The 26,499-nt window shown below is 66.7% G+C and carries 32 protein-coding genes; 19 read left to right on the top strand and 13 right to left on the bottom strand.

What is annotated here, in order from left to right; all coding sequences use genetic code 11:
• Window positions 1-14 precede the first annotated feature (14 nt).
• The gene (locus AZSP09_RS00250; RefSeq protein ID WP_152088816.1) at window positions 15-899 is read right to left on the bottom strand and encodes a LysR family transcriptional regulator; all 885 of its coding nucleotides are present in this window, start codon (window positions 897-899) and stop codon (window positions 15-17) included.
• Window positions 900-1,052: 153 nt separating this feature from the next.
• Here AZSP09_RS00250 and AZSP09_RS00245 point away from each other — a divergent pair, with 153 nt between their 5' ends.
• Together AZSP09_RS00245 and AZSP09_RS00240 are read left to right on the top strand one after the other, a co-directional pair.
• The gene (locus tag AZSP09_RS00245; RefSeq protein WP_152088815.1) at window positions 1,053-1,952 is read left to right on the top strand and encodes a DMT family transporter; all 900 of its coding nucleotides are present in this window, start codon (window positions 1,053-1,055) and stop codon (window positions 1,950-1,952) included.
• The gene (locus AZSP09_RS00240; RefSeq protein ID WP_152088814.1) at window positions 1,940-2,149 is read left to right on the top strand and encodes a 2-hydroxymuconate tautomerase family protein; all 210 of its coding nucleotides are present in this window, start codon (window positions 1,940-1,942) and stop codon (window positions 2,147-2,149) included. The genes AZSP09_RS00245 and AZSP09_RS00240 overlap by 13 nt, the downstream gene beginning before the upstream one ends.
• Before the next feature lie 102 nt (window positions 2,150-2,251).
• On the opposite strand, the gene AZSP09_RS00235 is transcribed toward AZSP09_RS00240, so the two are convergent.
• The 3 genes from AZSP09_RS00235 to AZSP09_RS00225 form a co-directional block, all read right to left on the bottom strand.
• Window positions 2,252-3,190: an EF-hand domain-containing protein gene (locus AZSP09_RS00235; RefSeq protein ID WP_152088813.1), complete on the bottom strand. Its 939-nt coding sequence runs from the start codon at window positions 3,188-3,190 to the stop codon at window positions 2,252-2,254.
• Between the two features lie 384 nt (window positions 3,191-3,574).
• Window positions 3,575-4,840 carry an alpha/beta hydrolase family protein gene (locus AZSP09_RS20085; protein ID WP_197739031.1) on the bottom strand — a complete coding sequence of 422 codons (1,266 nt, stop codon included), beginning with the start codon at window positions 4,838-4,840 and terminating at the stop codon, window positions 3,575-3,577.
• Between the two features lies 1 nt (window position 4,841).
• Window positions 4,842-5,408, bottom strand: coding sequence for a Spy/CpxP family protein refolding chaperone (locus tag AZSP09_RS00225; protein WP_152088812.1), 567 nt, complete (start codon window positions 5,406-5,408; stop codon window positions 4,842-4,844).
• Window positions 5,409-5,623: 215 nt separating this feature from the next.
• Between AZSP09_RS00225 and AZSP09_RS00220 the strand changes: the two genes are divergently transcribed.
• The 9 genes from AZSP09_RS00220 (at window position 5,624) to AZSP09_RS00180 (ending at window position 13,486) form a co-directional block, all read left to right on the top strand.
• Complete coding sequence (locus tag AZSP09_RS00220) at window positions 5,624-6,313, top strand: response regulator transcription factor (RefSeq protein WP_014236926.1); 690 nt, start codon at window positions 5,624-5,626, stop codon at window positions 6,311-6,313.
• A gap of 3 nt (window positions 6,314-6,316) precedes the next feature.
• Window positions 6,317-7,741: an ATP-binding protein gene (locus AZSP09_RS00215; RefSeq protein WP_152088811.1), complete on the top strand. Its 1,425-nt coding sequence runs from the start codon at window positions 6,317-6,319 to the stop codon at window positions 7,739-7,741.
• Between the two features lie 317 nt (window positions 7,742-8,058).
• On the top strand, window positions 8,059-8,442 hold the full coding sequence (locus tag AZSP09_RS00210; RefSeq protein WP_152088810.1) for an ArsR/SmtB family transcription factor: 384 nt from the start codon (window positions 8,059-8,061) through the stop codon (window positions 8,440-8,442).
• A 3-nt stretch (window positions 8,443-8,445) separates the two neighbouring features.
• A complete protein-coding gene (locus AZSP09_RS00205) occupies window positions 8,446-8,925 on the top strand; it encodes an arsenate reductase ArsC (protein WP_130458077.1) in 480 nt (159 codons plus the stop codon).
• 37 nt (window positions 8,926-8,962) lie between these two features.
• Complete coding sequence (gene arsB / locus AZSP09_RS00200) at window positions 8,963-10,018, top strand: ACR3 family arsenite efflux transporter (RefSeq protein WP_152088809.1); 1,056 nt, start codon at window positions 8,963-8,965, stop codon at window positions 10,016-10,018.
• The gene (arsN2, locus tag AZSP09_RS00195) at window positions 10,002-10,454 is read left to right on the top strand and encodes an arsenic resistance N-acetyltransferase ArsN2 (protein WP_152088808.1); all 453 of its coding nucleotides are present in this window, start codon (window positions 10,002-10,004) and stop codon (window positions 10,452-10,454) included. Before arsB ends, arsN2 begins: the two co-directional genes overlap by 17 nt.
• A 61-nt stretch (window positions 10,455-10,515) precedes the next feature.
• Entirely contained in the window at window positions 10,516-11,676 is a 1,161-nt protein-coding gene (locus tag AZSP09_RS00190; RefSeq protein ID WP_152088807.1) for a phospholipase A, read from the top strand.
• Window positions 11,677-11,777: 101 nt separating this feature from the next.
• Complete coding sequence (locus AZSP09_RS00185) at window positions 11,778-12,821, top strand: inorganic phosphate transporter (RefSeq protein WP_014236919.1); 1,044 nt, start codon at window positions 11,778-11,780, stop codon at window positions 12,819-12,821.
• A gap of 11 nt (window positions 12,822-12,832) precedes the next feature.
• The gene (locus AZSP09_RS00180) at window positions 12,833-13,486 is read left to right on the top strand and encodes a DUF47 domain-containing protein (RefSeq protein WP_014236918.1); all 654 of its coding nucleotides are present in this window, start codon (window positions 12,833-12,835) and stop codon (window positions 13,484-13,486) included.
• A gap of 61 nt (window positions 13,487-13,547) precedes the next feature.
• Here the strand turns inward: AZSP09_RS00180 and AZSP09_RS00175 are convergent, their stop codons facing one another.
• Window positions 13,548-13,868, bottom strand: coding sequence for a hypothetical protein (locus AZSP09_RS00175; RefSeq protein WP_043798011.1), 321 nt, complete (start codon window positions 13,866-13,868; stop codon window positions 13,548-13,550).
• Window positions 13,869-14,737: 869 nt separating this feature from the next.
• On the opposite strand from AZSP09_RS00175, the gene AZSP09_RS00170 reads away from it, so the two are divergent.
• From AZSP09_RS00170 to AZSP09_RS00150, 5 genes are all read left to right on the top strand, one after another.
• Entirely contained in the window at window positions 14,738-15,160 is a 423-nt protein-coding gene (locus AZSP09_RS00170) for a hypothetical protein (protein ID WP_130458073.1), read from the top strand.
• A 66-nt stretch (window positions 15,161-15,226) separates the two neighbouring features.
• Window positions 15,227-15,421, top strand: a complete 195-nt coding sequence (locus tag AZSP09_RS00165) for a hypothetical protein (RefSeq protein ID WP_014236914.1) — start codon at window positions 15,227-15,229, stop codon at window positions 15,419-15,421.
• Window positions 15,422-15,432: 11 nt separating this feature from the next.
• On the top strand, window positions 15,433-15,828 hold the full coding sequence (locus AZSP09_RS00160) for a hypothetical protein (RefSeq protein ID WP_014236913.1): 396 nt from the start codon (window positions 15,433-15,435) through the stop codon (window positions 15,826-15,828).
• Window positions 15,829-15,912: 84 nt separating this feature from the next.
• Window positions 15,913-16,677 carry a fused MFS/spermidine synthase gene (locus AZSP09_RS00155; protein ID WP_014236912.1) on the top strand — a complete coding sequence of 255 codons (765 nt, stop codon included), beginning with the start codon at window positions 15,913-15,915 and terminating at the stop codon, window positions 16,675-16,677.
• Between the two features lies 1 nt (window position 16,678).
• On the top strand, window positions 16,679-17,005 hold the full coding sequence (locus AZSP09_RS00150) for a DMT family transporter (RefSeq protein WP_014236911.1): 327 nt from the start codon (window positions 16,679-16,681) through the stop codon (window positions 17,003-17,005).
• An 11-nt stretch (window positions 17,006-17,016) separates the two neighbouring features.
• On the opposite strand, the gene AZSP09_RS00145 is transcribed toward AZSP09_RS00150, so the two are convergent.
• Complete coding sequence (locus AZSP09_RS00145) at window positions 17,017-18,162, bottom strand: HD domain-containing phosphohydrolase (protein WP_232058825.1); 1,146 nt, start codon at window positions 18,160-18,162, stop codon at window positions 17,017-17,019.
• A 241-nt stretch (window positions 18,163-18,403) separates the two neighbouring features.
• Here AZSP09_RS00145 and AZSP09_RS00140 point away from each other — a divergent pair, with 241 nt between their 5' ends.
• Both AZSP09_RS00140 and AZSP09_RS00135 read left to right on the top strand, forming a co-directional pair.
• The gene (locus tag AZSP09_RS00140; RefSeq protein WP_152088806.1) at window positions 18,404-19,600 is read left to right on the top strand and encodes a glycosyltransferase; all 1,197 of its coding nucleotides are present in this window, start codon (window positions 18,404-18,406) and stop codon (window positions 19,598-19,600) included.
• 140 nt (window positions 19,601-19,740) lie between these two features.
• Entirely contained in the window at window positions 19,741-20,010 is a 270-nt protein-coding gene (locus AZSP09_RS00135) for a hypothetical protein (RefSeq protein WP_014236908.1), read from the top strand.
• Between the two features lie 187 nt (window positions 20,011-20,197).
• Here AZSP09_RS00135 and AZSP09_RS00130 read toward each other — a convergent pair whose 3' ends face one another.
• From AZSP09_RS00130 to AZSP09_RS00120, 3 genes are all read right to left on the bottom strand, one after another.
• Window positions 20,198-20,998, bottom strand: coding sequence for an ABC transporter ATP-binding protein (locus AZSP09_RS00130; RefSeq protein WP_014236907.1), 801 nt, complete (start codon window positions 20,996-20,998; stop codon window positions 20,198-20,200).
• 2 nt (window positions 20,999-21,000) lie between these two features.
• Entirely contained in the window at window positions 21,001-21,891 is an 891-nt protein-coding gene (ntrB, locus tag AZSP09_RS00125; protein ID WP_152090797.1) for a nitrate ABC transporter permease, read from the bottom strand.
• A gap of 148 nt (window positions 21,892-22,039) precedes the next feature.
• Window positions 22,040-23,317, bottom strand: coding sequence for a CmpA/NrtA family ABC transporter substrate-binding protein (locus tag AZSP09_RS00120; RefSeq protein ID WP_014236905.1), 1,278 nt, complete (start codon window positions 23,315-23,317; stop codon window positions 22,040-22,042).
• 520 nt (window positions 23,318-23,837) lie between these two features.
• Between AZSP09_RS00120 and AZSP09_RS00115 the strand changes: the two genes are divergently transcribed.
• The gene (locus AZSP09_RS00115; RefSeq protein ID WP_165397422.1) at window positions 23,838-24,437 is read left to right on the top strand and encodes a Yip1 family protein; all 600 of its coding nucleotides are present in this window, start codon (window positions 23,838-23,840) and stop codon (window positions 24,435-24,437) included.
• A gap of 45 nt (window positions 24,438-24,482) precedes the next feature.
• Here the strand turns inward: AZSP09_RS00115 and AZSP09_RS00110 are convergent, their stop codons facing one another.
• From AZSP09_RS00110 to nirD, 4 genes are all read right to left on the bottom strand, one after another.
• The gene (locus AZSP09_RS00110) at window positions 24,483-24,878 is read right to left on the bottom strand and encodes a hemerythrin domain-containing protein (RefSeq protein ID WP_152088805.1); all 396 of its coding nucleotides are present in this window, start codon (window positions 24,876-24,878) and stop codon (window positions 24,483-24,485) included.
• Window positions 24,879-25,000: 122 nt separating this feature from the next.
• Complete coding sequence (locus tag AZSP09_RS00105) at window positions 25,001-25,576, bottom strand: ANTAR domain-containing response regulator (RefSeq protein ID WP_014236902.1); 576 nt, start codon at window positions 25,574-25,576, stop codon at window positions 25,001-25,003.
• A 24-nt stretch (window positions 25,577-25,600) separates the two neighbouring features.
• Window positions 25,601-25,969: a sirohydrochlorin chelatase gene (locus AZSP09_RS00100; protein WP_130458066.1), complete on the bottom strand. Its 369-nt coding sequence runs from the start codon at window positions 25,967-25,969 to the stop codon at window positions 25,601-25,603.
• 211 nt (window positions 25,970-26,180) lie between these two features.
• A complete protein-coding gene (nirD, locus tag AZSP09_RS00095) occupies window positions 26,181-26,489 on the bottom strand; it encodes a nitrite reductase small subunit NirD (RefSeq protein WP_014236900.1) in 309 nt (102 codons plus the stop codon).
• Window positions 26,490-26,499: the final 10 nt, after the last annotated feature.

Raw genomic sequence — 26,499 nt, 5'->3', positions numbered from 1 at the left:
GACTCCCGGCCGCCTCAGGCGGCCTGTTCCAGACTTTGATCAACGCTGCCGGCCAGCTGCTCCACCAGGGCGCTGACGGCGGGGATGGCGGCGCCGCGCCGCCACAGGGCCACCGTGTTCACCAGACTGCTGCGCCCGGGCAGGGGATGGGCCGCCAGCAGGTCGGCGCCGGGATAGTTCTCCAGCACCGCCCGGGGCAGCAGGGCCACCCCCATGCCGGCCACCAGGCAGCCGAGGATGGCGTGGTAGGAGGAAACCTCCACCACCCGTTCCGCCAGGATGCCGTCCCGGGCCAACCAGTCTTCCAGGCGCTTGCGGTAGGCGCAGCCGGGGGCAAAGGTGATGATGGTGCTGGCCGCCAGGTCCCGGGCCGAGTGCACCGGGCCGTGACCGGCCTCGGTGACGATCACCAGCTCTTCCTCGAACAGGGCCCGCTTCTCCAGCCGTGGATCGTCCACCGGCTCGGCCACCAGGCAGGCATCCAGTTCGCCGGCCAGGACCTGGGCCACCAGGCGGCGGGTGTCGCCGGTGCTCAGTTCCAGACGCACTTCCGGATAGGCCCGGTGGAAGCCGGCCAGGGGCCCGGGCAGGCGCACCGCCGCCGTGCTCTCCATGGAGCCCAGGCGCAGGCGGCCCCGGGGCGTGGCGTCCTGCACCGCATGGCGGGCCTCCTCGGCCAGGTCCAGCAGGCGCTCCGCATAGGCCAGCAACTGGCGGCCGGCGGCGGAGAGGTTGAGGCGCCGCCCTTCGCGCACGAACAGTTCCACCCCCAGGTCCGCCTCCAGCTGGCGCACCCGGGTGGTGACGTTGGACTGCACCCGGTTGAGGCGCACCGCCGCCCGGGTGATGCCGCCTTCCGCCACCACGGTGCGAAAGATGTGCAGGTCTGCCAGTTCCATGAACGCCGCTCCTTGCCCCTTTGTCCGGGGCCACGATTCAAATCTCAAAAGAAGAATATAAAAATCTTAATAATTCATTTTTCAAGAACATGATGCGCCGCTACAGTGCTCCTGGCAAGACCATAAAAACACCCCAACCCCAGGAGACAACCCATGGACAACCAGCATCTCCGGCGCGGCTATTTCTACGCCGCCCTGACCGTCGCCGTCTGGTCCGGCTTCATCCTCGTCTCGCGCCTGGGCGGCAAGAGCCCCCTCACCGCCTGGGACGTGACCGCCCTGCGCTTCGGCACCGCCGCCCTGATCCTCCTGCCCGTGTGGCTGTGGCGGCGGCCCCGGCTGAACTTCAGCTGGCGCATGGTGATCCTGGCCGTCACCGGCGGCTGCGGCTACGGCGTCCTGGTCTATGCCGGCTTCAAGCTCACCTCCGCCGCCCACGGCGCCGTGCTGCTGCCCGGGATGCTGCCCTTCCTGGTGGCCCTGATGGCCTGGCTGGTGCTGGGGGAACGTCCCTCGCCCCAGCGCTGGCTCGGCCTGGTGGGCATCGCCGCCGGCATCGCCTGCCTGGCCACGGACAGCTTCGGCAGCAGCGTCGGCGACTGGCGCGGCGACCTGCTGATCCTGGCCTCCAGCCTCTCCTGGGCCATCTACACGGTGCTGGTGCGGCGCTGGCAGGTGGCCCCCTGGGATGCCACCCTGGGCGTCGGCCTGGTCTCGGCCGCCCTCTACCTGCCGGTCTACTTGCTGTGGCTGCCCCACAACCTGGCCGCTGCCAGCCTTTCCACCATTGCCCTGCAGGCCGCCTACCAGGGCGTCCTGGCGGTCATCGTGGCCATGATGTTCTTCATGCGCGCCGTGGCCATCCTGGGCCCCACCAAGGTCGGCACCCTGATGGCCCTCATTCCCGCCATCGCCGGCACGGCCGCCGCCCCGCTCCTGGGCGAGCCCCTGTCCCCCTGGCTGATGGCCGGCCTGGTGCTGGTCAGCCTGGGCGCCTGGGTCGGCAGCCAGACCCGTTTTTTTGTCAGAAGGAACGCCGTATGCCCTACGTAAATATCAAGATCACCCGGGAGGGTGCCACCGCCGAACAGAAGGCCACCCTGATCCGGGGCGTCACCCTGCTGCTGCGGGACATTCTGGGCAAGAACCCGGAAACCACCGTGGTCACCATCGACGAGGTGGACACGGACAACTGGGGTATCGGCGGCGACAGCGTCACCGTGCGCCGGGCCCGGGAAAAAAAGGGCTGAGGCGGGCCCGTCCCATGGCGACAGAATTGCTCGCCGGGGATGGAACACTCCATGAAAAAAGGGCGCCCCGGCGGGCGCCCTTTTTTTGCGGCAGCAGGCCGCTCAGGCAGAGGTGGAAATGGAACTCAGCAGCTGGGAGAAATTGCTGCCACTGCCGCTGCCGTAGGACTGCACCAGGTCCATGATCCGCTTCAGCACGGCGGCTTCGTTGGAGGCCGAAGTGCTGCCGGAATCGCTGGAGGAGGAGCTGTCGCTGGAGGTCTGGGTGGACTCCTGGTAGGCCATCGCTTCCTGCTGGGTCACCTTGCCGTCGCCATTGGCATCGGCCGCATCGAAGTTGCTGGAGATGGTGTTGAGCAGTTCCGACAGCTTGCTGTCGGAGGTGTCGCTGGCCATGGATTTCACCTGATCCAGGGTCAGGCCTTCGTCGCCACCGCGACCACCGGGAGGCGGGGGCGGCATGCCGTTGGCCGCAGCCGTGGCGCTACCGGAACCGGCGGCATCGGCGGACTCCTGGTAGGCCATGGCTTCCTGCTGGGTCACCTTGCCGTCACCGTTGGCATCGGCCGCATCGAAGTTGGCGGCCAGGCTGTTCATCAGCTCCGACAGGTTGGTGTCGTCGGTGGAGCTGGCGATGGCGCTCAGTTCGTCCTGGGTGTAGCCCTCGTCTTCTTCGCCTTCTGCAGGCGGAGGCGGCGGCGGGCGCATGCCGCCGCCCTGGGCGGCACTCATGCGACTGGCGTTGAACTGGCTGTCCAGTTCGTCGGCCAGTTTCTGCAGGGTGGAGGACATCTCGTCCTTGGTGACCTTGCCGTCCCCGTCCCCGTCCAGGGTGCTGAAGACGTCGTCCACGCTGGCCGAAGAGTCGGAACCGAGACCGCTGAGGGCGGACTCCAGATCGCTCTTCTCCAGGTAACCCTGCCCCTTGGTATCGAGTTTGGAAAAAATATCCTCGACCATCTTCGACGGATCGGGACGCCGATGGCTGCTGACGCCGGCGTATTGCGCCGCGCTGCTGCCTACGCTGGAAATGCTGGACATGACAGTTCCTTTCAGGGAATGACTCAAGCGGATTCATGCAATGGACGGCCTCGCCGCCATGGGCAAAGAACAACTGCCACCGGGAGTTCCGTCGCTACAGTTCCTACGCAAGGATTCGGCCTGAAAAGGCATGAATTTAGGCCTAAAAAGGTAAATGATGGTTAAGAATGGTTAAGAGAAATCCGATCGTCGAAAAACCGTGATTACTTGAAAGACTCAAGCGCCGGAAAAGGCTCCTACTTAGACACTCGGATACGACTAACAAAAACAACGATTCTTTATAAATCAATAAATTGAAATGCTTAACAAAACTTAACAATCGACAAAATCCGTCTATCGCGAATAAACGGCAATACTTGCCGAATGGCTGGAGAATATTGCCGCTCACCGCCGTTGCAGCCGGGCGGCTTCGTCGAGCCAGGCGGGAGCATTGCGTTCCAGCCATTCCCGGGCGATGGGGTCCTGCCGCACCTGCTCGTCCAGCCAGGCGGTGCTGACGTGCTGAACGTAGAGGCGCTGGCGTTTGCCGTCGTTGCCGCCACTCATGCCCGGACCGCCGCGCTCGCCACCATCCATGCCGCCACCCGGCCCACCCATGCCGCCGGAAGGACCGCCACCCATACCGCCACCGGGACCGCCCATGCCGCCCCCCATGCCGCCTCCGGGGCCACCCATGCCGCCACCCCGTCCGCCGCCCATGCCACCACCTGCACCGCCGGATGCGCCATCGGGAGCCCCCTTGCCAGCCGTTGCCCCAGCGTCATCCGCACCACCGGCAAAGAGGCGGTGGTTGGCGCCGTAGAGCAGCAGCAGGGTGGCCCGGCCTTCCGGCAAATAGCGGAAGGGTGCCTGCCGCGCCGCCGGATTGGTCACCAGGCCGTAGCTGTCGCTGTCGTCGGAGCCGGTCACCAGCAGCACCGGCGCGGTTACCGCCCCGTAGCGCTGGGCGAAGCCGCCGGCCAGGCCGTCCACATGGGGGCTCAGGGCCAGCACCGCGGCCACCCGCTCCAGGGGCGGCACCAGGGCGGTGCTGTTGCGCCCCCGCTCCCCGGCCAAAGCCAGGGCCGTCTGGGCGCCCAGGTCGTAACCGGCCAGCACCGGACGGCTGGCGTCGAGCCGGGTCCAGGGCCCCTGACCGGCGCCCTGGCGCCGGCGGACTTCGGCCAGCACCCGCGTCACCAGGCGCGCCCGGCGTTGCAGGGCAGGTTGGGCAAAGGCTTCCCGGGCCAGGTTCTGGAAATCCGCATTGCGCGCCCGTTCGCTGCGCAGGGCCGCCGGCCCCTGCTCTTCACCCTGCAGGGAGAGCACGCCATAGCCCGCCTCCGCCCACTGCTGGCGCCAGGCCAGGCCGGCATCGGCACTCTCCCCCAGGCCCGGCATGTAGAGCAGCAGGGGGAAGGGGCCGCTTTCCCTGGGCATGAGCAGGGCCACATCGACGCTGTCCTCCTCCAGGAACCAGGTCTGGCGCAGGCTTTCGCTGCCGAAATGCCGTTCCGGGCGATAACCCCGCTCGGCCAGGCGCCGTTCCGCGCTGTCGTCGGGCCGGGGCCGGGAATTGCCGCAGGCGGCGAGCATGCTCAGCAGCAGCGCACCGCCACCAAGGGAGAGGAAGCGCCGGCGCGGCACGAAGGGAGGATTGCGCAAGGCCATGTCAGCTCCGGCGGGGTTCGGGCCGGGATTCGGGACGACCCTCGCGCGGAGAGACAGGCTCGCCGCCCCGACCGGATTCCCATTGCCGCTCCCGCTTCTGCCGCAGTTCCTCGACCTGGCGCCGCTGTTCCGGCGTCAGCACCTCCAGGGCCTGGCGTTCGCCGCGCAGGCGCAGCAGGGTCACTTCCGCCCAGGCCTTGGCCCGGGCATCCACCAGGCTGCGCAGGCGACCTTCGTCGCCCCCGGCGGCGGCGCGCAGGTCCGCGTCGGCCTTCTGCAGGGCCTTGCCCTTGTCGCGCATGACCCGGGCCTGGTTGAGGAAGAGGTCGAACAGCTTGTCCTTCTGGGCCTCACTCAGCTGGATCTCCCGGGGGAAGGGCATGGCTGGGCCGAAATCGGCGCCGGGAAAGCCCCCCGGGCCCAGGCCGTCGCCGTGGCGGTGTTCGCCCTCGGGCGGCAGCATGGGGCAATGGCCCGGTGCGGCCATGGGGCCGTCGGCGCGGGCAGAGAAGGAAGCGGCCAGGCTGAGCGCCAGCAGGACCGAGACAACGGTGGATCGCAGATTCATGATCGGACTCCTCAGGGGAAAACGGTGGGAAGGTCGGGACGCTGGCTGCTCCGTGACGGAGGTGGCGGTCTCGACATGGAGCCATGGTCATACCGGCGGCGGTAAAGGGCGGTTCGCCCACTGTAAAGGCTGGTAAAACTTGTAACCGCAAGGCCGGAGAGGCACTTGCGGTGGCTATCATGGCGTCCGTAATCCCCTGTTAATTCGAGACAAGCATGACCAAGCTGCTACTGGTAGACGACGACACCGAACTGGCCAACATGCTCCGGGAATATCTGGAGCGGGAGGACTTTTCCGTCACCCTGGCCCACGACGGCGAAGCGGGGGCCGCCGCCGCCCTTTCCGGCGATTACGCCCTGGCGGTGCTGGATGTGATGATGCCCAAGGCCAGCGGCATGGACGCCCTCTCCCGCATCCGTGCCGCCAGCGACATGCCGGTGATCATGCTGACCGCCAAGGGCGACGACATCGACCGCATCATCGGCCTGGAGATGGGCGCCGACGACTACGTGCAGAAGCCGTGCACGCCGCGGGAACTGGTGGCCCGCATCCGGGCGGTGCTGCGCCGCTTCCAGACCAGGGAGAGCGCGGACGACATTCCCGCCCAGATCCGGGTCGGCCCCCTGACCCTGTGGCCCGCCCGCCGCGCCGCCCAGTGGGGCGAGGCGCCCCTGACCCTGACCAGCACCGAATTCAACCTGCTCCAGGTCCTGGCCCGCAACGCCGGCAAGGCCGTAAGCAAGCCGGACCTCTCGGAGCAGGCCATGGGCCGGCCCTTGAGCCGCTTCGACCGCAGCATCGATGTGCACATGAGCAGCATCCGCCACAAGCTGGGCCTGCGGGAAGACGGCCGCACCTGGATCCAGACGGTGCGCGGCATCGGCTACCAGCTCACCCGGGAGTAGGGTTTGAGCCGCCTCTTCTGGAAGTTCTTCGTCACCTTCTGGCTGACCCTGCTCACCGCCAACATCATCGTCGGCGGTCTCATCTGGCTGCACCGTTCCGCCGAATTCGAGCAGCAGCAGGGCAGCCGGCCCGGCCAGCCGCCGACCTTCATGCTCGGCGTCGCCGCCAGCCTGCTGCAGCACGACGGGGAGGAGTCCCTCAAGCAGCTGCTGCGGGACTGGCAGCAAAGCCATCCGGAACCTATCTATGCCGTAGACGCCCAAGGGACGGACCTCCTCGGCCGGCCTGTCCCGGAAGGCGCGCTGGATAAGGCCCGCCAGGGCATCCGTGACGGACAGCCCGGTCCCTGGCGCCTGGCGCAGCGCTCCATGAGTTCCCCCATTCTCCTCTTCATGCCCGGCGGCCCCTTCCGCCCGGAGGACCTGTTCGGCCCCGGCGGCGGCCCGCCGGAAGCGCACCTGCTGGGGGAACCCGGCGGCCCGCCGCCGCCCCACCGGAACATGGGTCCCAAGCCCCCCCTGCCCTGGCTGCTCATCGCCACCGGCCTGGTGGCCAGCCTGGCCTTCAGCGCCCTCCTGGCGTGGACCATCGTCGGCCCCATCCGCCGCCTGCGCCAGGGTTTCCGCGCCGTCGCCGCCGGCCGCCTGGAAACCCGCCTGGGACAGGAGTTCGCCAAGCGCAGGGACGAGATCGGCGAACTGGGCCAGGAATTCGACGCCATGGCCCAACAGCTGGAAGCCCTGATGGCCACCCAGAGCCGCCTCTTCCACGACGTCTCCCACGAGCTGCGCTCGCCCCTGGCCCGCCTGCAGGCGGCGGTGGGCCTGGTGCACCAGGACCCGAGCCGCATCGCCGGCGCCCTGGAGCGCATCGAGCGGGAAACCCAGCGCCTGGACGAGATGGTGGATGAACTGCTGACCCTGGCCCGCCTCGATTCCGGCACCTCCGGCCCCCTGGAAGACGAGATCGACCTGCCGGCCCTGCTGCACAGCATCGTGGACGACGCCGCCTTCGAGGCCGAAGCCCAGGGCCGCCACGTGGACTTCCAGGACCGCTGCGGCGAGGCCCCGGCCTTCATCCGCGGCCGCCCGGAACTGCTCGGCCGGGCCCTGGAAAATGTCATCCGCAACGGCATCAAGTACACCGCCCCCGGCACCCGGGTCACGGTGGAGGCCGAACGGGACGGGGACAGCCTCCGGGTCCGCGTCGCCGATGCCGGCCCGGGCGTGCCCGAAGCGGAACTGGACGCCATTTTCGTCCCCTTCTTCCGCGGCACCGACCGGGAGCAGCAGCGGGGCTACGGCTTGGGCCTGGCCATCGCCCGCCGCGCCATCCAGGCCCACGGCGGCAGCATCCGGGCCAGCAACCGCCCCGACGGCGGACTCCAGGTGGAAATCCGCCTGCCCCTGCAGCCCATCCCGGCCTGAGCCCCTCGCCCCGACGGCCCCTGCGCCGTCGGAGCATCCGCAGCAGGGCCCCTGGCGTGGCCGGTGACCCGTCACCGATTTCCGCACTTTTTTCCCCAGACGCCTACTGCTCCAGCCCTGCCCCAGCCCAACCAGCAGATCACTTGCCGGCCCATTGCTCGCCCCGCTTGCGGGGCCGGCTGCCGAGCCAGTTGCCGGCCATCTTTCCTCCTGCGCCGCCCGCCTGTCCGGACCATTCACCGTCGGCCCCTGCCGCCGTCCCCGCCTTCATCGCCACCTTCATACATACATTTCAATAGTTCTTGTATAATCGCAGCATGAACCAGGACATCGCCACCACCGTTTTCGAATCCCTGGCCTCCGGCATCCGCCTGGAGGCCTTCCGCCTGCTGGTGAAGCAGGGCACCGCTGGCATGGTGGCGGGGGAAATTGCCGCCACCCTGGGGCTGCCGCCCAACAACCTGTCCTTCCATCTCAAGGGCCTGGCCCAGGCCGGGCTGGTCAGCGTCACCCAGGAAGGGCGCTTCCAGCGCTACCGGGCCAACCTGCCCCTGATGCTGGAACTGATCGCCTACCTCACCGCCGAGTGCTGCGGCGGCCATCCGGAACAGTGCGCCGCCCTGGGCCAGGCGACCGGCTGTTCCCCCGCCCTGCTGCCGGCCCTGCAGGGGCAGCCGCCCAACGACCAGGAGCAAGTCTGAGCCATGAACGTCCTTTTCCTTTGCACCGGCAATTCCTGTCGCTCCATCCTGGCGGAGGCCACCTTCAACCATCTGGCCCCGGCCGGCTGGCGGGCCATGAGCGCCGGCAGCCAGCCCACCGGCCAGGTCCATCCCCGCTCCCTGGCCCTGCTGGCCCGGGAAGGCATCCCAACCGCCGCCTGCCACAGCAAGTCCTGGGAGCAGCTGCCCGAAGTGCCGGACCTGGTCATCACCGTCTGCGCCAGTGCTGCCGGCGAGACCTGCCCGGCCTACCTGGGGCCGGCGCTGCGCTGTCACTGGGGGGTGGAGGATCCGGCCCATGCCAGCGGCAGCGAGGCGGAAATCGAGGCCGCCTTCGCCACGGCCTATCGCATCCTGCGCCACCGCATCGAAGCCTTTTTCGCCCTGCCCCTGCAGCAACTGGCGACCGATCCGGAACGCTTCAAGGCCGAACTGCAACGCATCGGCCAGCTCCTCCCCTGACCGCCGCCAGCCCCGCCCCATCAACGAAAGCACCGCCATGAACCAGCCCTGCCTGGCCCCCCGGCCAGCCATGAACCTCTTCGAACGCTACCTGACCCTGTGGGTGGGCCTGTGCATCGTCGCCGGCATTCTCCTCGGCCAGGCCCTGCCCCAGTTCTTCCAGGCCGTCGGCCGGCTGGAGGTGGCCCGGGTGAACCTGCCGGTGGGCCTGCTGATCTGGGTCATGATCATCCCCATGCTGGTCAAGGTGGATTTCTCCGCCCTCGGCGAAGTGCGCCAGCACGTGCGGGGCATCGGCGTCACCCTGCTGGTGAACTGGCTGGTCAAGCCATTCTCCATGGCCTTTCTCGGCTGGCTGTTCATCCGCCAGCTGTTCGCCCCCCTGCTGCCGGCCGAACAGATCGACAGCTACATCGCCGGCCTCATCCTCCTGGCGGCGGCCCCCTGCACCGCCATGGTCTTCGTCTGGAGCCGCCTGACCAACGGCGACCCCTTGTTCACCCTGTCCCAGGTGGCGGTGAACGACAGCATCATGGTGCTGGCCTTCGCCCCCCTGGTGGCCTTTCTCCTCGGACTCTCCGCCATCACCGTCCCCTGGGCCACCCTCATCACCTCGGTCGTGCTCTACATCGTCATCCCGGTGCTGCTGGCCCAGGCCTGGCGCCGCTCCCTGCTGGCCCGGGGCCCGGCGGCCTTCGACGCGGCCATGGCGCGCATCGGCCCCTGGTCCATGGCCGCCCTGCTGGCCACCCTGGTGCTGCTCTTCGCCTTCCAGGGCGAGGCCATCCTGGCCCAGCCCCTGGTCATCGCCCTGCTCGCCGTGCCCATCCTGATCCAGGTGCTGTTCAACGCCGCCCTGGCCTACGGCCTCAACCGGGCCCTGGGAGAAAAGCACAACATCGCCTGTCCCTCGGCCCTCATCGGCGCCTCCAACTTTTTCGAACTGGCGGTGGCGGCGGCCATCAGCCTGTTCGGCTTTGCCTCCGGCGCCGCCCTGGCCACGGTGGTGGGCGTGCTCATCGAAGTGCCGGTGATGCTGCTGGTGGTGCGCATCGCCAACGGCAGCAAGGACTGGTATGAGCGCCGCAGCTGATTTCCGCCGCGGCGGCGAGCCCGACCTGGAGTCGGTGCGAGCCCTGCTGCAGGCCTGCGGCCTGGCCGCGGACGATCTCGGCCCGGACCTCATGCCGGCCTTCCGCCTCTATCGTCGGGGCCAGGAGCTGCTGGCCTGCGGCGCCATGGAATACCGGCAGCAGGCAGCCCTGCTGCGCTCCCTGGCCGTCCGCCCGGAGGCCCGGGGCACTGGGCTGGCGCAGGCCCTGGTAGGCCGCCTGGAGGCCGAGGCGGCCCAGGCCGGCATCACCGATGTCTATCTCCTCACCACCACGGCCCAGGACTGGTTTGCCGCCCGCGGCTACAGCGTGGCACCCCGCAGCCAGGCCCCCGCCGGCATCGCCGCCCACGCCCAGTTTCGCAGCACCTGCCCGAGCAGCGCCGTGCTGATGCACAAGCGCCTGCTGCCGGCCTGATTACCTGCTTTTACGGCAGTCGGGGCTTTGCCCGACGGCCATCCTCTGCCATCATCCGGCCATGACTTCCCGCCGCCCCAAGAAGATGAGCGCCGCTCCCCGCCTGTTCCTGCTGGCCGCCCTGGCGGCCGCCGGCCCGCTCCAGGCGGCGCCCGCCTGGCTCATCGCCAGCGACGACGAAAACGCCACCGCCGGCCGGGCGCTGCGCCTGGAAATCGCCAAGCCGGCAGCGGCTGCAGGCTGGCCCGGCGCCATGAGCCTGCGCCTGGTGGTTGGCGAACGCATCCTCAACCTACCCCTGCGGCCGGCCGGCGCCGTCTCTCCCGACGGTGCCCGGCGCCCCTACCTGGCCCAGCTGCCGGAGGACATCGCCGGCCTGGTGCGGGTCGAACTGGCGGACCGGGATTCCAACCGCCTGGCCCTGCTGGCGGCGGCGCCGGCCCCCGGCACGCCGGCACCGGCGGCGGAACCCCAGCCTGAAGGCGTCGCCGCCAACGACTATCCGGACGAGCCGGTGATTTCCGCCAACGAGCCCATGTACCTGGTGCTGGGCAGCCGCGGCGGCGTCAATGCCCGTTTCCAGCTGAGCTTCAAGTACCGCCTGGTGGAACCGGACGGCGCCATCGGCCAGGCCCTGCCCTGGCTGCGCAACCTGCACTTCGGCTACACCCAGACTTCCATCTGGGACCTGGCGGAGGAATCCAAGCCCTTCCGCGACACCAGCTACCGCCCCAGCCTGTTCTGGCAGTGGAACCTGGGGGAAGGCAATTCGGGCCTGCGCCCTACCCGCCTGCGGGCCGGCTACGAGCACGAATCCAACGGCAAGGACGGCAGCAGTTCCCGCTCCATCGACATGCTTTTCGCCCAGCCCACCTGGCGCTGGGATTTCAACGGCGGCACCAGCCTCAGCTTCTCGCCCAAGTTCTACGGCTATCTGGACAAGGAAGACAATCCGGACATCGCCCGCTACCGGGGCCACGCCGACTGGATCGCCCGCTACGGCAAGGACGACGGCTGGATGCTGGCGGCCCAGGTGCGGCGCGGCACGGCGGGCAAGGGCAACGCCCAGCTGGACCTCTCCTACCCGCTGCGGGAAAGCATCTTCGCCCGGGCCGGCGGCTTCCTCCACTTCCAGCTCTTCTCCGGCTACGGCGAGAGCCTGCTGGACTACAACCGGGAACGGGAGACCCAGGTCCGCGTAGGCTTCTCCATCGTGCGCTGAAGATCGGCTTCTGGTGCGGCGCAGCACCGGGTCGGGGGATTTGCAGGACGGCCATCCTGGGGTAATGTCCGTCATACCACCGACACAATGAGAACAACAACGTGGACCTCCTCTTCTGGCTCGCCGTCGCCACCGTCGTGGTGGTTCTCTGCTTCGACTACACCAACGGCTTCCACGACGCCGCCAACATCGTCGCCACCGTCATCGCCTCCCGGGCCATGACCCCGGCCCAGGCGGTGATCATCGTCGGCATCTTCGAATTCCTCGGCCCCCTCCTGGGCGGCACCGCGGTGGCCAACACCATCGGCTCCTTCGTCCGCCTCGACGGCATCGATCCGGCCAGCGCCCTGACCATCCTGCTGTGCGGCCTGCTCGGCGCCATCGTCTGGAACCTGCTGACCTGGTGGCGCGGCATTCCCTCCTCCTCCTCCCACGCCCTGGTGGGCGGGCTGGTGGGCGTGGTGGTGGTGTCCGCCGGCGCCGACCAGGTGGTGTGGGGCTTTCGCGAACTGTTCCACAACGGCCATGTCAGCGGCGTGATGAAGGTCCTGCTGGCCCTGCTGCTCTCCCCGCTGATCGGCTTCTGGTGCGGCTACGCCGTGCAGCGCCTGATGCACGCCCTGCTGCTGGCGGCCAAGCCTGCCGCCAACCGGGGCCTGAAAGGCGCCCAGTTCCTCACCGCCGCCGGCCTGGCCTTTTCCCACGGCGCCAACGACGCCCAGAAGAGCATGGGCATCCTCACCCTGGTGCTGCTGCTGGGCGGCTTCATCCCCACTTTCACGGTGCCCTTCTGGGTCATCCTGGCCTGCGCCTCGGCCATCACCCTGGGCATCCTTTCCGGCGGCTGGCGCATCGTGCGCACCCTGGGCTTCGCCATCTACCGGGTGCGCCCCCTGCACGCCCTCAATTCCCAGCTGACCTCGGCCGCCGTCATCTTCGCCGCCTCCCTGGCCGGCGCCCCGGTCTCCACCACCCACGTGGTGGCCACCTCCATCATGGGCATCGGCGCCTCGGAGCGGCCCCGGGCGGTGCGCTGGAACAAGGCCAAGGAAATCGCCACCACCTGGGTCATCACCATCCCCGGCGCCGCGCTGGCCGCCATCCTGATCTACGCCGTGCTGCGCCTGTTCCTCGGGCCGGCTTAAGGAGAACCACCATGGACAGCAACGACGACGACCGCCAGAAGCCCATCTTCCGCCGCCTCTTCGACCGGGTCTTTCCCAAGGTGCCGGATTTCTTCCGCCTGCTGGCGGAACAGGCGATCCAGGTGAACCACACGGCCAACCTGCTGGTGGAATACATGGAGACCGGCGATGCGGCCATCGGCCAGCAGATCCGCCAGGACGAGCACGAGGCGGACCGGCTGAAGATCCGCAACCTACACACCCTGAACGAAGCCTTTTCCACCCCCATCGACCGGGAAGACATCTACCGGGCGATTCTGGACATGGACGAGGTGGTGAACTACTGCAAGACCACGGTCAGTGAAATGAGCGTGCTGGAAGTGACGCCGGACAAGTTCGACCTGGAAATGGCCCTGCACCTGAAGGAAGGGGTGGATGCCCTGGTCGCCGGCTTCACCAAGCTGGCCACCCAGCCCGGCGCCGCCGCCCTCGATGCGGACATGGCGCGCAAGGCCGAGCGCAAGGCGGAGAAGTCCTACCGCCGCGCCATCGCCGCCCTCTTCCAGGGCGACGACTACATCACCATGTTCAAGCGGCGGGAAATCTACCGTCACCTCTCCAACGCTGCCGATCGCATGGCAAACTGCGCCAACACCCTGCACGACATCGTGGTGAAGATCACCTGACGGCGCCCCGGGCCGGCCCCCAGCCGGCCCCTGTCGGCAGCCCAGCCTGCCGGCTGTCCCCTCACACGGCCAGCTCGACCAGGCTGTTGACCCGCTCCGGTTTCAATTCCCCATCCTCCCCCAGCAGGTCGTAGACCAGCAGGATCAGATGCACCCGCTTCTGCAGCGGGATGGTGGCCCCCAGGACCGCCAGCCGCTCCTCCACGGACTGTATGGCCCGGGCCAGGCGCAGGGATTCGGGCGGCACCGACTGGTCGTTCAGATGCATCGAGCCCTGGCCCGTAAGCAGCCAGTTGGCATTGATCCCGGCGCGGATCAGGCCGGCGATGGCTTCGGCGCCGGGCAGAGCCAGTTCGATCTCGTATTTGCGGTAGGTGCTCAAAGGAATACCAGATATGGAACATATCTCGACCTGTTTCAGGCCTAAGACTGCCCGCACTTCCTTCAACCTTTGCCCAAGCAATATTCCAGGAGCCATTATTATCTTTTTATAAATCAGATTGTTAACAATTAATGAAGGCCCCGGGCGCCAACCCGTATGCATCCAAATATGGCATTGACAACATTCCATATTTGGCATTAAATACTATCGTGGTCATAGTTATCCTTTGTTATCAGGAAAATCGGCCCATGCCGACTTTTCGCACAAGGGTTACCTGGGCACCGGGAGAGCAAGACAGCAAGAATCGGCAACACCGATTCCCAGACTGTTCAAGGGAGCACAGACAGGAAGGCCGGCCAGCCTAGTTTGCCGGCCTCCGGCGCTGCGCCTCCGCAGGCAGTTCAATGTATCGCCTTTTTCCCCCGCCCAACAACTCGGGTAAACCTTAGGTAATCCCGAAGAAACACGGGCTTTCCCCCTGAATCACACTGTTGCGACAGTTTCCAGCGATGGGAGACGGGGCACTGCTTCCCCAATTTCTTCGGCATATAACACGGAAAAAGATGACCGGAAGCGGCAGATGAATATTCGCAATCGATTATAGCAACAGGCCACCAGCCACCACCGAACGCAGATCAGGATCAAAAGAACATTTCGACAGGTCGAGGTCCCCGCGATGAATGCCAGGCAGAACAGCAGTCCGCCCTCCGCGACAAAACCGCAGCAGCTTCCCCATCCCCCTCTGGACCCGGAGGCGGTGGAGCTCATGGTGCGGCAGTGCATCCGCCACACCTGGTACATGATCGCGGGCTTTCTCGCCTCTTTTGGACTGATGTCCCTGCTTTTTGTTCTCCGCTAGGAGCCGGCCGATGCCAGTCACAAGCGCAAGACTGACGGGGCTGGACGACCAGGGTTCCCCCCTGGTGATCAAGATCGACCAGGTGCTGGCCTACCGGGACCGCATCCACCACGCGCGTTGCCGGGTGGCCGCCAACCAGACCCTGGACGCCCTCAAGGATATTGGCGTTTCCGCCCGGGTTTTCGGAAAACTGACCCAGCCCGGCAAAAAACTGCCTTATCCCTCCCCCATCGAACTTTGCATCGTGGAGCCGGCGGCGGCGGACGGGGAACTGGCCTCCACCGTTGGCCAGACCATCCGCGACGTGGCCGGCCCCCTGGGCGTGCGCGTCCTGTGGCTGGAGCAGCTGACGCCGAAGATGCGCCTGCACATCCTCGAGCACGGCCGCAGTAGCCTGGGCGCAGGCAATGACAGCCCTTGCAACTCACCTTAAAACGACACTTCTGGCAGTTCGAGTACCCAGTTATGGATTCATCCGCCACAGATACGGGAGGGAGTCATGGCCAAACACCGGAGCCGCCACCGGCAAGGCAGAAAAGGGAATGAAGCGGTCACCACCGGCAAGGACGGGCACCTGTTCGACTTTGCCGAAATCGACGCGCTGCTGAACAAGAGCTATCGCCGCACCTGGCTGGTGCTACTGGCCCTGGGGGGAGCCTTTTTCACCCTCTCGGCCATGGCCATGCTCAACTAGGCGATACCACCATGACCTCTCCGGCACCATTGATTCAGGAAGCCTTGCCCGGCGGCGACTTTGGCCCGGGCGACAAGCGGCAGCAGTACCGCAACCGGCTCTGCCGCGAGCGCAGTGCCGCCGCGGCCAACCGGGCGGTGGCCCTGCTGGCGGAAATGGGCATCAAGTCCCGCATCTTCGGCCCCCTGACCAGGAACCGGGAGGATTTTTCCCCGGGCAGCGGCATCGACCTGTGCGTCTTCGACGAGAACCCTCTCAACGGCCCCGAAGGCCCCCGTTACCGGGACATCATGCTGGCCGTCAGTACGGCGGGTGAAGGCCTGCTGATCCAGGTCCACTTCCTCTCCCAGCTCTCGCCGCCCCTGGCCCGCACCGTGCAAAGCACCGGCCTGCCCCGAATCAACTGAGGCGGAACGGCTCCTCCCCGCCGGGACTAGCCAAAAGCGGCCATCCGGGCCAAGATGTGGCCCCTTTGACCAGCGACCACTCCCATGAGCCATCCGCGTCATGACATCGACGTCAGCGAAGAAGCCGGCGTCCGCTATCTGCATTTCGGTTCCGACTGGGTCCAGGGGGCCATGCGCATCGCCCGACCGTGGAACCTGGAACTGGCCTACACCCGGGAAATGATGGCCGGTCTGCTGCTGCGGCAGGAGACGCCCTGGCCCCGCCACGCCCTGCTGATCGGCCTGGGCGCCGGCTCCCTGACCAAATACATCTACCGCCACCTGCCCCAGACCCGCATCACCGTGGTGGAGATCAATCCCGAGGTGGAGCTGGTGGCCCGCTTCCACTTCAAGCTGCCCCAGGACCCGGCACGCCTGACCATCCACATCGATGACGGCGCCGCCTTCATGGCTGCCAGCCAGGAACAGTACGACCTGATCCTGGTGGACGGCTTCGATCCCGACGCCCGGGCCGGCGGCCTGGATACCGCCCCCTTCTACCAGCACTGCCGGGAACGGCTGACGGCCGACGGCCTGCTCAGCATCAACCTGCTGGGACGCAACCGGGGCTTTGCCGCCAGCGCCGAACGCCTGCGCCAGGCCTTCGACGGCCGCGCCCTGGTTTTCCCCTCCTGCGACAGCGGCAACGCCATCGCCTTCGCCGCATCCGGCAATCCGGTCGCCGTCGGTCTGGACGAACTGCGGACCCGGGCCGAAACGCTGAAGCGGGAAACCGGACTCAACCTGTTGCCCACCGTGACCCGCCTGCAGATGGCCGGCAGCCTGGCCGGCGGACGCCTGAGTCTGTGACATGCACTGGCTGCACCTGGCCATCGCCATCGTCGCCGAAGTCATCGCCACCTCGGCCCTGAAAGCCGCCGCCGGCTTTACCCGGCCCCTGCCCTCCCTGGTGGTGGTGGCCGGCTACGGCCTCGCCTTCTACTTTCTCTCCCTGACCCTCCGGGTCATTCCCATGGGCGTCGCCTATGCCGTGTGGTCGGCCGTTGGCATCGCCCTGGTCTCCCTCATCGGCTGGCTGGTGTACGACCAGCGCCTGGACGCTCCTGCCTTGCTGGGGATGGGCCTGATCGTCGCCGGCGTCGCCGTGATCCAGCTTTTCTCCCGCACCGCCCACTAGGGGGCGGCCCCTCAGCCGAGGAAATCCTCGGCGAACTGGCCCTGGATGCGGTCAATCTCGCTGCGGTTGCGCAGCAGGGCATCGACGCAGTCGTGGTCGAACTTGCGCCCGGCCATCTCGGCCAGCATGGAAAAAGCCTGGTCGTTGCTCCAGGCCTCCTTGTAGGGGCGCTCGCTGGTGAGGGCATCGAAGACGTCGGCCACGGCGACGATGCGGGCCTCCACCGGGATGTCGTCGCCCCGCAGGCCATGGGGATAGCCGCTGCCGTCCAGGGACTCATGGTGGTGCAGGACGATGTTGCGCAGCATTTCCGAACGCTGCATGCCCTGGATGCCGAAATTTTCCAGCATGGAATCGACGATCTGCCGCCCCTTCACCGTGTGCTGCTGGATCTGCACAAACTCCTCGGGTTCCAGCCGGCCCGGCTTGAGCAGCAGGGAATCTGGCACCGCCACCTTGCCGATGTCGTGCAGGGGTGCGAAAAGGTACAGGTACTCGACGAAGGCATCGTCCAGCTTGAAGCGGGGTGCCACTTCCTGGGCAATGATGCGGGAGTAGTGGGCCATGCGCTCCAGGTGCGCCCCGGTCTCGAAATCCCGGATCTGGGCGATCTGGGTCACGGTGCGCACCGAGGCCATCAGGGTGCGCAGGCAGGCCAGTTCGTTGACCACCACCAGGGACAGCTGGTGTCCCACCATGTTCAGGTGGTGCAGGGCCTGGGCGTCGAACACCCACTTCTGCCGGGAATTGAAGAAGAGAAAGCCGTAGAGAGCGCCGTTATGGGCCACCGGCATGGTGTAGCTGGCGCCGTAGCCGCTGCTGCGCACCCGCCGGGAATGCTCCCGCACCAGATCCTGGGACAGCACGTCCATGTCGTTGATGACCCGGGGGCGCCGGGAGGTGGCGATTTCCGTCAGGGACGAGGAGGCCGACAGCTTGCTCTCGTAAAAGGAAAGAGGCGCTTCCCCGTCGCTGGAATGGAGGAAGGTTTTCAGGTTGTCCGTCAGGGGCTCGTAGGAGGCGACGGCGATACGGTCGATGAATGGCAGGGACTGGCGCAGGTGGTCGTGAATCCGTTCCAGCTTCTCCTGCAGGGGCAGGGACTGGTGCAACAGGTCCAGCCCGTCTTCATGGGAGAAGACAGGCAGGTCCGGCAACAGCGCTGGAGGCTGGACAAGGGAAGAAACCACGGTCACGGTCGGATACCACCACACAGAGCGAAAGGCATTATACGAATCATAATCATCAAGCCGCAATATGACGGGTTGCTGACAAGCTGGATTAACCGGCGCAAGCAGACAGGCGCCGGGAAAAAATGCAGCAAAAAACCTGCCACAAAACGGAAACGGCAGCGTAACCCCCGCATCGTATGGTCGGATTTTTCCCTGGGAAGACGCCATGCACGTACTGATGCTTTCCGATGTCTATTTCCCGCGCATCAACGGGGTTTCCACCTCCATAGAGACTTTCCGTCGGGAATTCGAGGCCGCCGGGGACCGGGTCACCCTCATGGTGCCCGACTACCCGGGCGCCCAGGCCGAGCCCGGCATCATCCGCATCGCCTCCCATCGCCTGCCCCTGGACCCGGAAGACCGGCGCATGGAATTGCGCACCATCCTGGCTCACGAGGAACAACTTCGGGGCATGGACATCGACCTGATCCACATCCAGACCCCTTTCATCGCCCACTACGCCGGCACCGCCCTGGCCAAGAAACTGGGCATTCCCTGCGTCGAGACCTACCACACCCTGTTCGAGGAATATTTCCACCACTACATCCCCTTCCTGCCCAAGGGCATGCTGCGGGGGCTGACCCGGCGCTTTTCCCGGCGCCAGTGCAACGCCCTGGACGGGGTCATCGTCCCCTCCATCGCCATGGCCGAGCGCCTGCAAAGCTACGGCGTCACCACGCCCCTGCGGGTGGTGCCCACCGGCATTCCCCTGCAACAGTTCGGCCAGGGTGACGGCGCCGCCTTCCGCCAACGCCTCGGCCTGGCGCCGGAAACGCCGGTGGCCCTGTTCGTCGGCCGGGTGGCGGGAGAAAAGAACATCGACTTCCTCCTTCAGGCCCACCGCCTGGCCCTGCTGCGCCTGCCGGAGCTGCACCTGATGGTGGCCGGCGAGGGCCCGGCCCTGGCGGGTCTGCGACGGTTGGCGGAAGCCCTGGGCACCAGCGACAAGGTCCGTTTCGTCGGCTACCTGCACCGCCGGGACGAGCTGCCGGCCTGCTATGCGGCGGCCGACGCCTTCGTCTTCGCCTCCCGCACCGAGACCCAGGGCCTGGTGCTGCTGGAGGCCATGGCCGAGGGGGTGCCGGTGGTGGCCCTCTCCATCATGGGTACCCGGGACATCCTCATGCCGGCGCGGGGCGCCATCTCGCCGCCCGACGATCCGGCGGAGTTCGCCGAGGCCCTGGCCAACCTGCTGCAGAACCCGGAACAACGCCAGCGGCTGGCCCGGGAAGCCCGGGAATACGTGCAGGAATGGTCGGCCCCGGCCTGTACCGGGCGCCTGCGCCAGGCCCTGGCAGAATTGCTGCAGAGCCGCATGAATACAGGGGCCCTGACCCCTTGCACATCTTCGCCAGTGGACTAACATGAGGGTGTTCTCCCACCCATTACACCCGCACAAAGGGGGGACGGTCCTACAACAACAAAATGCTTTCCTGGCCGCCCGACCGGCAACACCGGGGCCGAGCCCGACAGACCGTCTTAGCAACACAGGAGGAGAATCCCATGCTGTCCTTAAAAGACTGCCTCGACTTCTGCGACATGGAGCAGGAAGAAATTTCTGCCATCGCCCAGCACGAACACATTCCCGTCATCGTCGCCGCCGAGCTGTGCGACACCCTGCTGCATACGGAAGAAGGGGTGCGCGATCTGCACTCCATGCTCCTGGACAACATCGCCACCGCCCTGGAACACGGGGAAGTGGAACGGGCCAACGAGCTATCCCGCACCTACCAGCACTTCCAGACCAGCCACCCTTTGGCGCCCAGAGCCTGAGGCGCTATTGACCGGCCCCAAGCCGGCCGGGATTCGGCGCCTTCTACTCTCCCCGGCGACCGAATCCCACCTTCTTCCCGCACCCTGCGGCAGTCCTTGCGCCGCTTCCACCCACCTGCGCCGGCAGCGGCGATCCGGCCCGTGAGCCCCGGATCGCCGCCCGGCGGCAGAGACCCGGGGCCACGCTTCAGGCCGCCAGCACTTCCTTGTGGGCCTGCTTCTCGTAGAGGAACTCCAGCACCGCCGCCCGGGCGGCGATGTATTTCGGGTCGTTGGCCAGGGCCAGGCGATTGCGCGGCCGCGGCAGGTCCACGCTGAGGATTTCGCCGATGGTGGCGGCCGGGCCGTTGGTCATCATGACGATGCGGTCCGACAGCAGCACCGCCTCGTCCACGTCGTGGGTGACCATGACCACGGTGGCCTGGGTGGCATCGCAGATCTTCATCAGCTCGTCCTGCAGCTTGGCCCGGGTCAGGGCATCCAGGGCGCCGAAGGGCTCATCCATGAGCAGCACCTTGGGCTGCATGGAAAGGGCCCGGGCAATGCCCACCCGCTGCTTCATGCCCCCGGAAATCTCGTGGGGAAACTTGGTCTCGGCGTGGGTCAGGCCCACCAGGGCCAGGGCGTCGTGGGTGCGCTGCTTCAGTTTGGCCTTGCCCTCCTTGGCGGCGAAGACCCGCTCCACCGCCAGATAAACGTTGTCGAAGCAGGTCAGCCAGGGCAGCAGGGAATGGTTCTGGAAGACCACGCCCCGCTCCGGCCCGGGGCCGGCGATCTCCCGGCCGTCGCAGATGAGAGCACCATCCGTGGGCCGGGTGAGGCCGGCGATGAGGTTGAGCAGGGTGGACTTGCCGCAGCCGGAGTGGCCGATGAGGGCGATGAACTCCCCCTGGCGGATGGACAGATCCACGTCGCGCAGGGCGACGAACTTGCCTTTCTTGGTGTCGAAGGTCTGGCCGACGGCTTCGATCTGGACGAATTTTTCCATGCTTACTTCTCCTCGTAGCTGAAGCGGTTGGCCAGCAGCACCAGGGCCTGCTCCAGCAGGAGCCCCACCAGGCCGACGACAAAGATGGCGATGATGATGTGTTCGACGTTGAGGTTGTTCCACTCGTCCCACACCCAGAAGCCCAGGCCGACGCCGCCGGTGAGCATTTCCGCGGCGACGATCACCAGCCAGGCGACGCCGATGGAAAGGCGCACCCCGGTGAGCATGTAGGGCAGCACGGCGGGAAAGAGGATCTTGGTGAACACCTTCCACTCCGGCAGGTCCAGCACCCGGGCCACGTTCAGGTAGTCCTTGGGAATGCGCTGCACACCCACGGCGGTGTTGATGATCATGGGCCAGATGGAGGAAATGAAGATGACCCAGATGGCCGCCGGGTTGGCCGCCTTGAACACCAGCAGGCCGATGGGCAGCCAGGCCAGGGGCGAGACGGGCCGCAGCAGGCTGATGATGGGCGACATCATGCGGTTGAGGAAATCGAAACGGCCCAGCAGGAAACCGGCGGGAATGCCGATGAGGGCGGCCATGCCGAAGCCGATGCCGACCCGTTGCAGGGAGTTGAGGATGTTCCAGCCGATACCCATGTCGTTGGGACCGTTCTGGTAGAAGGGATCGGCAAAGAGCTGCACCGCCGAGGCCCAGGTCTTGGCCGGGCCGGGCAGCTGGGGGCTGGTCATGGAGACCAGGTACCAGAGGCCGACGAAGACGGCCAGGCCGATCAGGGGCGGCAGCACCACCTTGAGCACACCCACCAGGGCCTCGTTGCTGCGCCGGCCGGCGGCAGCCCGGCCCGGCTCCTGCGCCGATGGCGACACCGGGGCCGCCGTCACGGAGGCGGCCGGGCCGCTCCCCACACTGCTGTCATTCATGGCCATGGCGGCTGCTCCCTGGTCTGTTGCATCGTTCGTCGGGCTGGCCGCCAGCGCGGTGTTGCCCTGAATCAAAGTCATCGTCGTCATGATCATTCCCCCATGCACGGATGGAGGCGGCCCCCGGCCCCGCCGGGACGGCCGCCGGTTGCTTTTAGGCGCGCACCTTGAAACTGGCGGCGTATTTCTTCGGGTCCTTGCCGTCCCACACCACGCCGTCGATCAGCTTGGAGGAACGCAGGTCGCTCTTGGGCACGGCCACCCCGGCCTTCTCCGCCGCCTGACGGTACAGGCCCACCTGGTTGATGGCCTTGGCCACGCCCAGGTAGTCCGGATCGTCCTTGAGCAGGCCCCAGCGGCGGTGCTGGGTGAGGAACCACATGCCGTCGGAGAGGTAGGGGAAATTCACCTGGCCGTCGTTGAAGAACTTCATGTGGTTCTTGTCGTCCCAGGTCTTGCCGATGCCGTTGCTGTAGCGGCCCAGCATGCGGTCCAGGATCACGTCCACATCCGTATTGACGTAGGCCTTGGCGGCAATGGTCTCGGCCGTCTCCCGGCGGTTGGCCAGGGAGGCGTCGATCCAGCGGGACGCCTCCAGGATGGCGGCGGTGACGGCCACGGCGGTCTTCGGGTGCTTGGCCGCCCAGTCGGCGGTGGTGCCCAGCACCTTTTCCGGATGGTCGGTCCAGATGTCCTGGGTGGTGGCGGCGGTGAAGCCCACCTTGTCGATGATGGCCCGGGCGTTCCAGGGCTCGCCGACACAGTAGCCGTCCATATTGCCCACCCGCATATTGGCCACCATCTGGGGGGGCGGCACGGTGATGGTCTTGACGTCCTTCATGGGGTTGATGTCGTGGGCCGCCAGCCAGTAGTAGAGCCACATGGCGTGGGTGCCCGTGGGGAAGGTCTGGGCGAAGGTGAATTCCCGCTTCTCGCTGCTGATCAGTTTCTTTAGGGCGGCGCCGTCGGTGACGCCCTTGTCCTTCAGCTGGCTGGAGAGGGTGATGCCCTGGCCGTTGTTGTTGAGGGTCATGAGGCTGGCCATGTCCTTCTTCGGCCCGCCGATGCCCAGGTGCACGCCGTAGATGAGGCCGTACAGCACGTGGGCCGCATCCAGTTCCCCATTCACCAGCTTGTCGCGCACGGCGGCCCAGGAGGCCTCCTTGGTGGGCACGATCTTGATGCCGTACTTCTTGTCGAAGCCCTTGGCCGCGGCCATGACCACGGAGGCGCAGTCAGTCAGGGGAATGAAGCCGATCTTCACCTCGGTCTTTTCCGGTGCGTCGGAACCGGCGGCAAAGGCGGCGGCACGCAGACCGGGAGTCAGGCCCATGAGCGCTGCTCCCAGGCCCAGGAGGCCGGCGGATTTGACGAACTCGCGGCGTTCCGCCGCCACGGCATCGGGTGCCTCGAATTGCTTTTGCTTGGACATTCCATGCTCCTTGACCTCAGAAAAAAGAAAAGGCGTCACACCCGCGTGAGAGGAGAGAGAACACGCGGATGGACGCCTTTGTCCGTTTGCCGGTCAGGGCTTCACTGCTCTGTCCGGCGTTGCTCGAACCGCCATTGGTCCGACTTACGAGCTAGTTCAGCAACCACCGTGCCAGGCAACGAAAATATCAAAAATACAGTTTTAATTCATAAAGATAGATAGATCTTCACCGCCCCGAAAAAATCCATTCGCGGCACCGGAGCGCACTGCTGCGGTGCGCCATGGCGTGACCGCCGCACAAGAAGGGGGAACCCGGGCCGGCGGTTGCAGCGACAGCGGCGGAAGGACAGCGGAATGGGGAGCGGCGGCGGGAGAGGAAAGGGGAACGGCGAAAGCGCCGCCCCCATCTATGACCAAACGCCTAAAGACACTGGCATCCGATGTTCTTATGATTATCGGGTTGTTGATGGCATGCAACACAAAACAATGCTCCCGCACGTATCGGGAGCGGGAGGGAAACATGGATATCCAGCAACAGCCCATGGAAGCCCCGCGTTTACTGTCGGGCTGGATGATGGGCAGTGCAGGCACGCAGGAAAACCACGACATCCTTTGGGACGACGTGGAGCATCTGCCCTCCGCCGCCGTCAGTTTTCTCCTCATCGCCCTGCCCCTCTCCCTGCTGCTGCCGGTGATGGCCAACTTCGCCGGCAACGCCTACGGCAACCGCATCATCGCCGGCTTCATTGCCCCCAGCTGGGAACGCCTGCTGCTCATCCTGGCCTGGGAACTGCTGATGGTGCCCCTGCTGGCGGGCGTCGCCCACCTGGCCGGGCGCTTCTTCCAGGTGCCGGTGAACCGGCGCCAGGCCTTCCTGGTGGTGACCCTCAGCACCATTCCCCTATGGCTGGCCTCCCTGGCCCTGGCCGTGCCCAGCCTGATTTTCATCCTCATCACCGGCATGGTCGCCCTGGCCCTTTCCAGCTACGCCATGTACCGCTGCATCCGCCGCCTGCTGGCGGTGGAGGACGACTGCCTGGCCACCCTCTTCTGCGGCGTCATCATGGTCTGCGCCCTGCCGGCGTGGACCGTCATCCTGGCCCTGGTCCTGATCCACTAGACCAGGGCTCCATCGCCCCCGCCGGGGCCACGCCCCGGCACAACCTCAGCCGACGGTGAAGGCCGGATATTCCTGGGCCTTCTCGAACAACTCCCGTTCCTCGAAACGCACGTGGTCGCTCAGGGCTGTAGCGAAGGCTTCCAGGGCGCCCCGGTCGCCCCGGCCGATGCGCTCGGCCAGGCCCCGCAGCTGGGCGTGCTCGGCCAGGGTACGGGCCACCAGCTGGTGCTCGCCGGCGGCTTCCAGCCAGGGCAGCAATTCCTCTTCCTCGCGCTGGAAGTGGGGTTCCAGCTCGGTGGCGAAGAGGCTCGACATCTGGCCCGCCAGGGCGTTCATGGCCTCCTGGTCGGCCGCCAGCACGGCCTTGCGGCAATCCAGGGACAGCTTGAGGGCGGTGTGGTGTTCGCGGGACAACTGCAACAGGGCGGGATGGCGTTTCATGGCGGACTCCCGGAAAGGGTGATGGGAGACAGTATGGCGCCGGACGGGGAACCAGGGCCAGGATGCAAATCAAACCCGGCATCACCCGGGTCAAAGCCAGGGGTGGGCCGGCAGCCCGGCCTTCAGAGCAGGACCTTGGCCATCTCGATGACGTCCCGGGAGACCCGGGAGATGCTCTGGCCCCGGTCCATGGCCAGGCGGCGCAGGGCGTGGTAGGCCTCTTCCTCTTCCATCTTGCGGGTCTTCATGAGCAGGCCCTTGGCCCGTTCGATGATCTTGCGGTCGGACAGCTTCTGCGTGGTTTCCGCCAGCTCCCGACGCAGGGCCAGGGTTTCCTCGAAGCGGGCCCGGGCCACCTCGACGATGGGCTTGATGCGGGCCGGGTCCAGGCCGTCCACCACGTAGGAGGAGACGCCGGCCTTCATGGCCTCCCGGATCAGGCCCGAATCGTCGTCGTTGGCGAAAATGATCACCGGCCGGGGCATGTCCCGGTTCATGGCGGAAAGGTGTTCCAAAGTATCCCGGCTGGGGCTGTCGGTTTCGATGAGGATGACGTCGGGCTTCAGTTCCTCCACCCTTCCCGCCAGGTCCAGGGACGAGGCCAGCACGGCCGCCACCTGGTGGCCGGCCTTGACCAGGCCGGCGCAGATGTCGGCGGCCCGGCTCTGGGATTCATCGATGACGAGAACGCGCAGCATGGGTCGGAGGATTCCTGAAAAGGCCTAGTCGAGGGCCAGGATGTGCTCGGCCATGGCGTCGATCACGCCCGGAGCTTCGCCGATGGCGCCGGCGATGTGGATGCTGAGCTGGGGATGCTGGCGTGCCGCGGCTTCCACCTGTAAGGGCAAATCCCGCTTCAGGTGGCCGCTCTGGGCCATGAACATGGGCGCCAGGCGGATGCTGGTGACGCCCTCGTCGGCCAGCTGGGCGACGCACTGTTCCAGGGTCGGTTCCATGAATTCGAGGAAGGCCAGGGCGACGCGGCGCTGGGGCTCCCGCGCCTGGATGGCGCGCTGCACGCGCTGCATGGGCTCGGCCCACTGGGGGTCCCGGGCGCCGTGGCCGAAAAGGATGAGGGCAGTTTGGGTCATGTCTGGATTATGGGTGAAGGCAAGGGGCGAGGGAATTGATCGATATCGCCTTTTGCCGCAGCCGGCAAAGGCCGCGACGCCCCCTGCTTCGGCCGCCGGAACGGCCATTGGTTCCATGCCATTGCCAGGAGGCAGCAGGGACGGACTTCTCCACCATGGCATGGCCGTCAGGCCCGTCCCTTCTGCCTCTCCGGGCATGGCCGTTTCCCCGTCAGGCCTGGAGCCAGACCCGGCCGTCTTCCACCTTCACCTGGAAGCGGGCGGTACAGCCCTGGTCCGGCGCCACCGCCTCGCCGCTGGCCAGCTCGATGTTCCAGCTGTGCAGGGGGCAGGTCACCCGCTGGCCGTGCACGATGCCCTGGGAGAGGGGCCCGCCCTTGTGGGGGCACTTGTCGTGGAGGGCGAAGACGGCATCGCCGTCGGTGCGGAACACGGCAATATCGCCGCCCGGGTGCTGCACCACCCGGGAACCCAGCAGGGGGATGTCTTCCAGGGCGCAGAGGTTTTTCCATTGGCTCATTTTTCGTTCC

Origin of the sequence: Azospira sp. I09, assembly GCF_009177135.1 — a bacterium.
Classification (GTDB): Bacteria; Pseudomonadota; Gammaproteobacteria; order Burkholderiales; family Rhodocyclaceae; genus Azospira; species Azospira oryzae.
The sequence above is the reverse complement of the archived record's forward strand: the minus strand, read 5'-3'. Positions and strand labels throughout refer to the sequence as shown.

Coding starts and splice junctions, on each gene's coding strand:
- AZSP09_RS00250 (WP_152088816.1), bottom strand. CDS start 899: ATGGAACTGGCAGACCTGCACATCTTTCGCACCGTGGTGGCGGAAGGC.
- AZSP09_RS00245 (WP_152088815.1), top strand. CDS start 1,053: ATGGACAACCAGCATCTCCGGCGCGGCTATTTCTACGCCGCCCTGACC.
- AZSP09_RS00240 (WP_152088814.1), top strand. CDS start 1,940: ATGCCCTACGTAAATATCAAGATCACCCGGGAGGGTGCCACCGCCGAA.
- AZSP09_RS00235 (WP_152088813.1), bottom strand. CDS start 3,190: ATGTCCAGCATTTCCAGCGTAGGCAGCAGCGCGGCGCAATACGCCGGC.
- AZSP09_RS20085 (WP_197739031.1), bottom strand. CDS start 4,840: ATGGCCTTGCGCAATCCTCCCTTCGTGCCGCGCCGGCGCTTCCTCTCC.
- AZSP09_RS00225 (WP_152088812.1), bottom strand. CDS start 5,408: ATGAATCTGCGATCCACCGTTGTCTCGGTCCTGCTGGCGCTCAGCCTG.
- AZSP09_RS00220 (WP_014236926.1), top strand. CDS start 5,624: ATGACCAAGCTGCTACTGGTAGACGACGACACCGAACTGGCCAACATG.
- AZSP09_RS00210 (WP_152088810.1), top strand. CDS start 8,059: ATGAACCAGGACATCGCCACCACCGTTTTCGAATCCCTGGCCTCCGGC.
- AZSP09_RS00205 (WP_130458077.1), top strand. CDS start 8,446: ATGAACGTCCTTTTCCTTTGCACCGGCAATTCCTGTCGCTCCATCCTG.
- arsB (WP_152088809.1), top strand. CDS start 8,963: ATGAACCAGCCCTGCCTGGCCCCCCGGCCAGCCATGAACCTCTTCGAA.
- arsN2 (WP_152088808.1), top strand. CDS start 10,002: ATGAGCGCCGCAGCTGATTTCCGCCGCGGCGGCGAGCCCGACCTGGAG.
- AZSP09_RS00190 (WP_152088807.1), top strand. CDS start 10,516: ATGACTTCCCGCCGCCCCAAGAAGATGAGCGCCGCTCCCCGCCTGTTC.
- AZSP09_RS00180 (WP_014236918.1), top strand. CDS start 12,833: ATGGACAGCAACGACGACGACCGCCAGAAGCCCATCTTCCGCCGCCTC.
- AZSP09_RS00170 (WP_130458073.1), top strand. CDS start 14,738: ATGCCAGTCACAAGCGCAAGACTGACGGGGCTGGACGACCAGGGTTCC.
- AZSP09_RS00165 (WP_014236914.1), top strand. CDS start 15,227: ATGGCCAAACACCGGAGCCGCCACCGGCAAGGCAGAAAAGGGAATGAA.
- AZSP09_RS00160 (WP_014236913.1), top strand. CDS start 15,433: ATGACCTCTCCGGCACCATTGATTCAGGAAGCCTTGCCCGGCGGCGAC.
- AZSP09_RS00155 (WP_014236912.1), top strand. CDS start 15,913: ATGAGCCATCCGCGTCATGACATCGACGTCAGCGAAGAAGCCGGCGTC.
- AZSP09_RS00150 (WP_014236911.1), top strand. CDS start 16,679: ATGCACTGGCTGCACCTGGCCATCGCCATCGTCGCCGAAGTCATCGCC.
- AZSP09_RS00140 (WP_152088806.1), top strand. CDS start 18,404: ATGCACGTACTGATGCTTTCCGATGTCTATTTCCCGCGCATCAACGGG.
- AZSP09_RS00135 (WP_014236908.1), top strand. CDS start 19,741: ATGCTGTCCTTAAAAGACTGCCTCGACTTCTGCGACATGGAGCAGGAA.
- AZSP09_RS00130 (WP_014236907.1), bottom strand. CDS start 20,998: ATGGAAAAATTCGTCCAGATCGAAGCCGTCGGCCAGACCTTCGACACC.
- ntrB (WP_152090797.1), bottom strand. CDS start 21,891: ATGGCCATGAATGACAGCAGTGTGGGGAGCGGCCCGGCCGCCTCCGTG.
- AZSP09_RS00120 (WP_014236905.1), bottom strand. CDS start 23,317: ATGTCCAAGCAAAAGCAATTCGAGGCACCCGATGCCGTGGCGGCGGAA.
- AZSP09_RS00115 (WP_165397422.1), top strand. CDS start 23,838: ATGGATATCCAGCAACAGCCCATGGAAGCCCCGCGTTTACTGTCGGGC.
- AZSP09_RS00110 (WP_152088805.1), bottom strand. CDS start 24,878: ATGAAACGCCATCCCGCCCTGTTGCAGTTGTCCCGCGAACACCACACC.
- AZSP09_RS00105 (WP_014236902.1), bottom strand. CDS start 25,576: ATGCTGCGCGTTCTCGTCATCGATGAATCCCAGAGCCGGGCCGCCGAC.
- AZSP09_RS00100 (WP_130458066.1), bottom strand. CDS start 25,969: ATGACCCAAACTGCCCTCATCCTTTTCGGCCACGGCGCCCGGGACCCC.
- nirD (WP_014236900.1), bottom strand. CDS start 26,489: ATGAGCCAATGGAAAAACCTCTGCGCCCTGGAAGACATCCCCCTGCTG.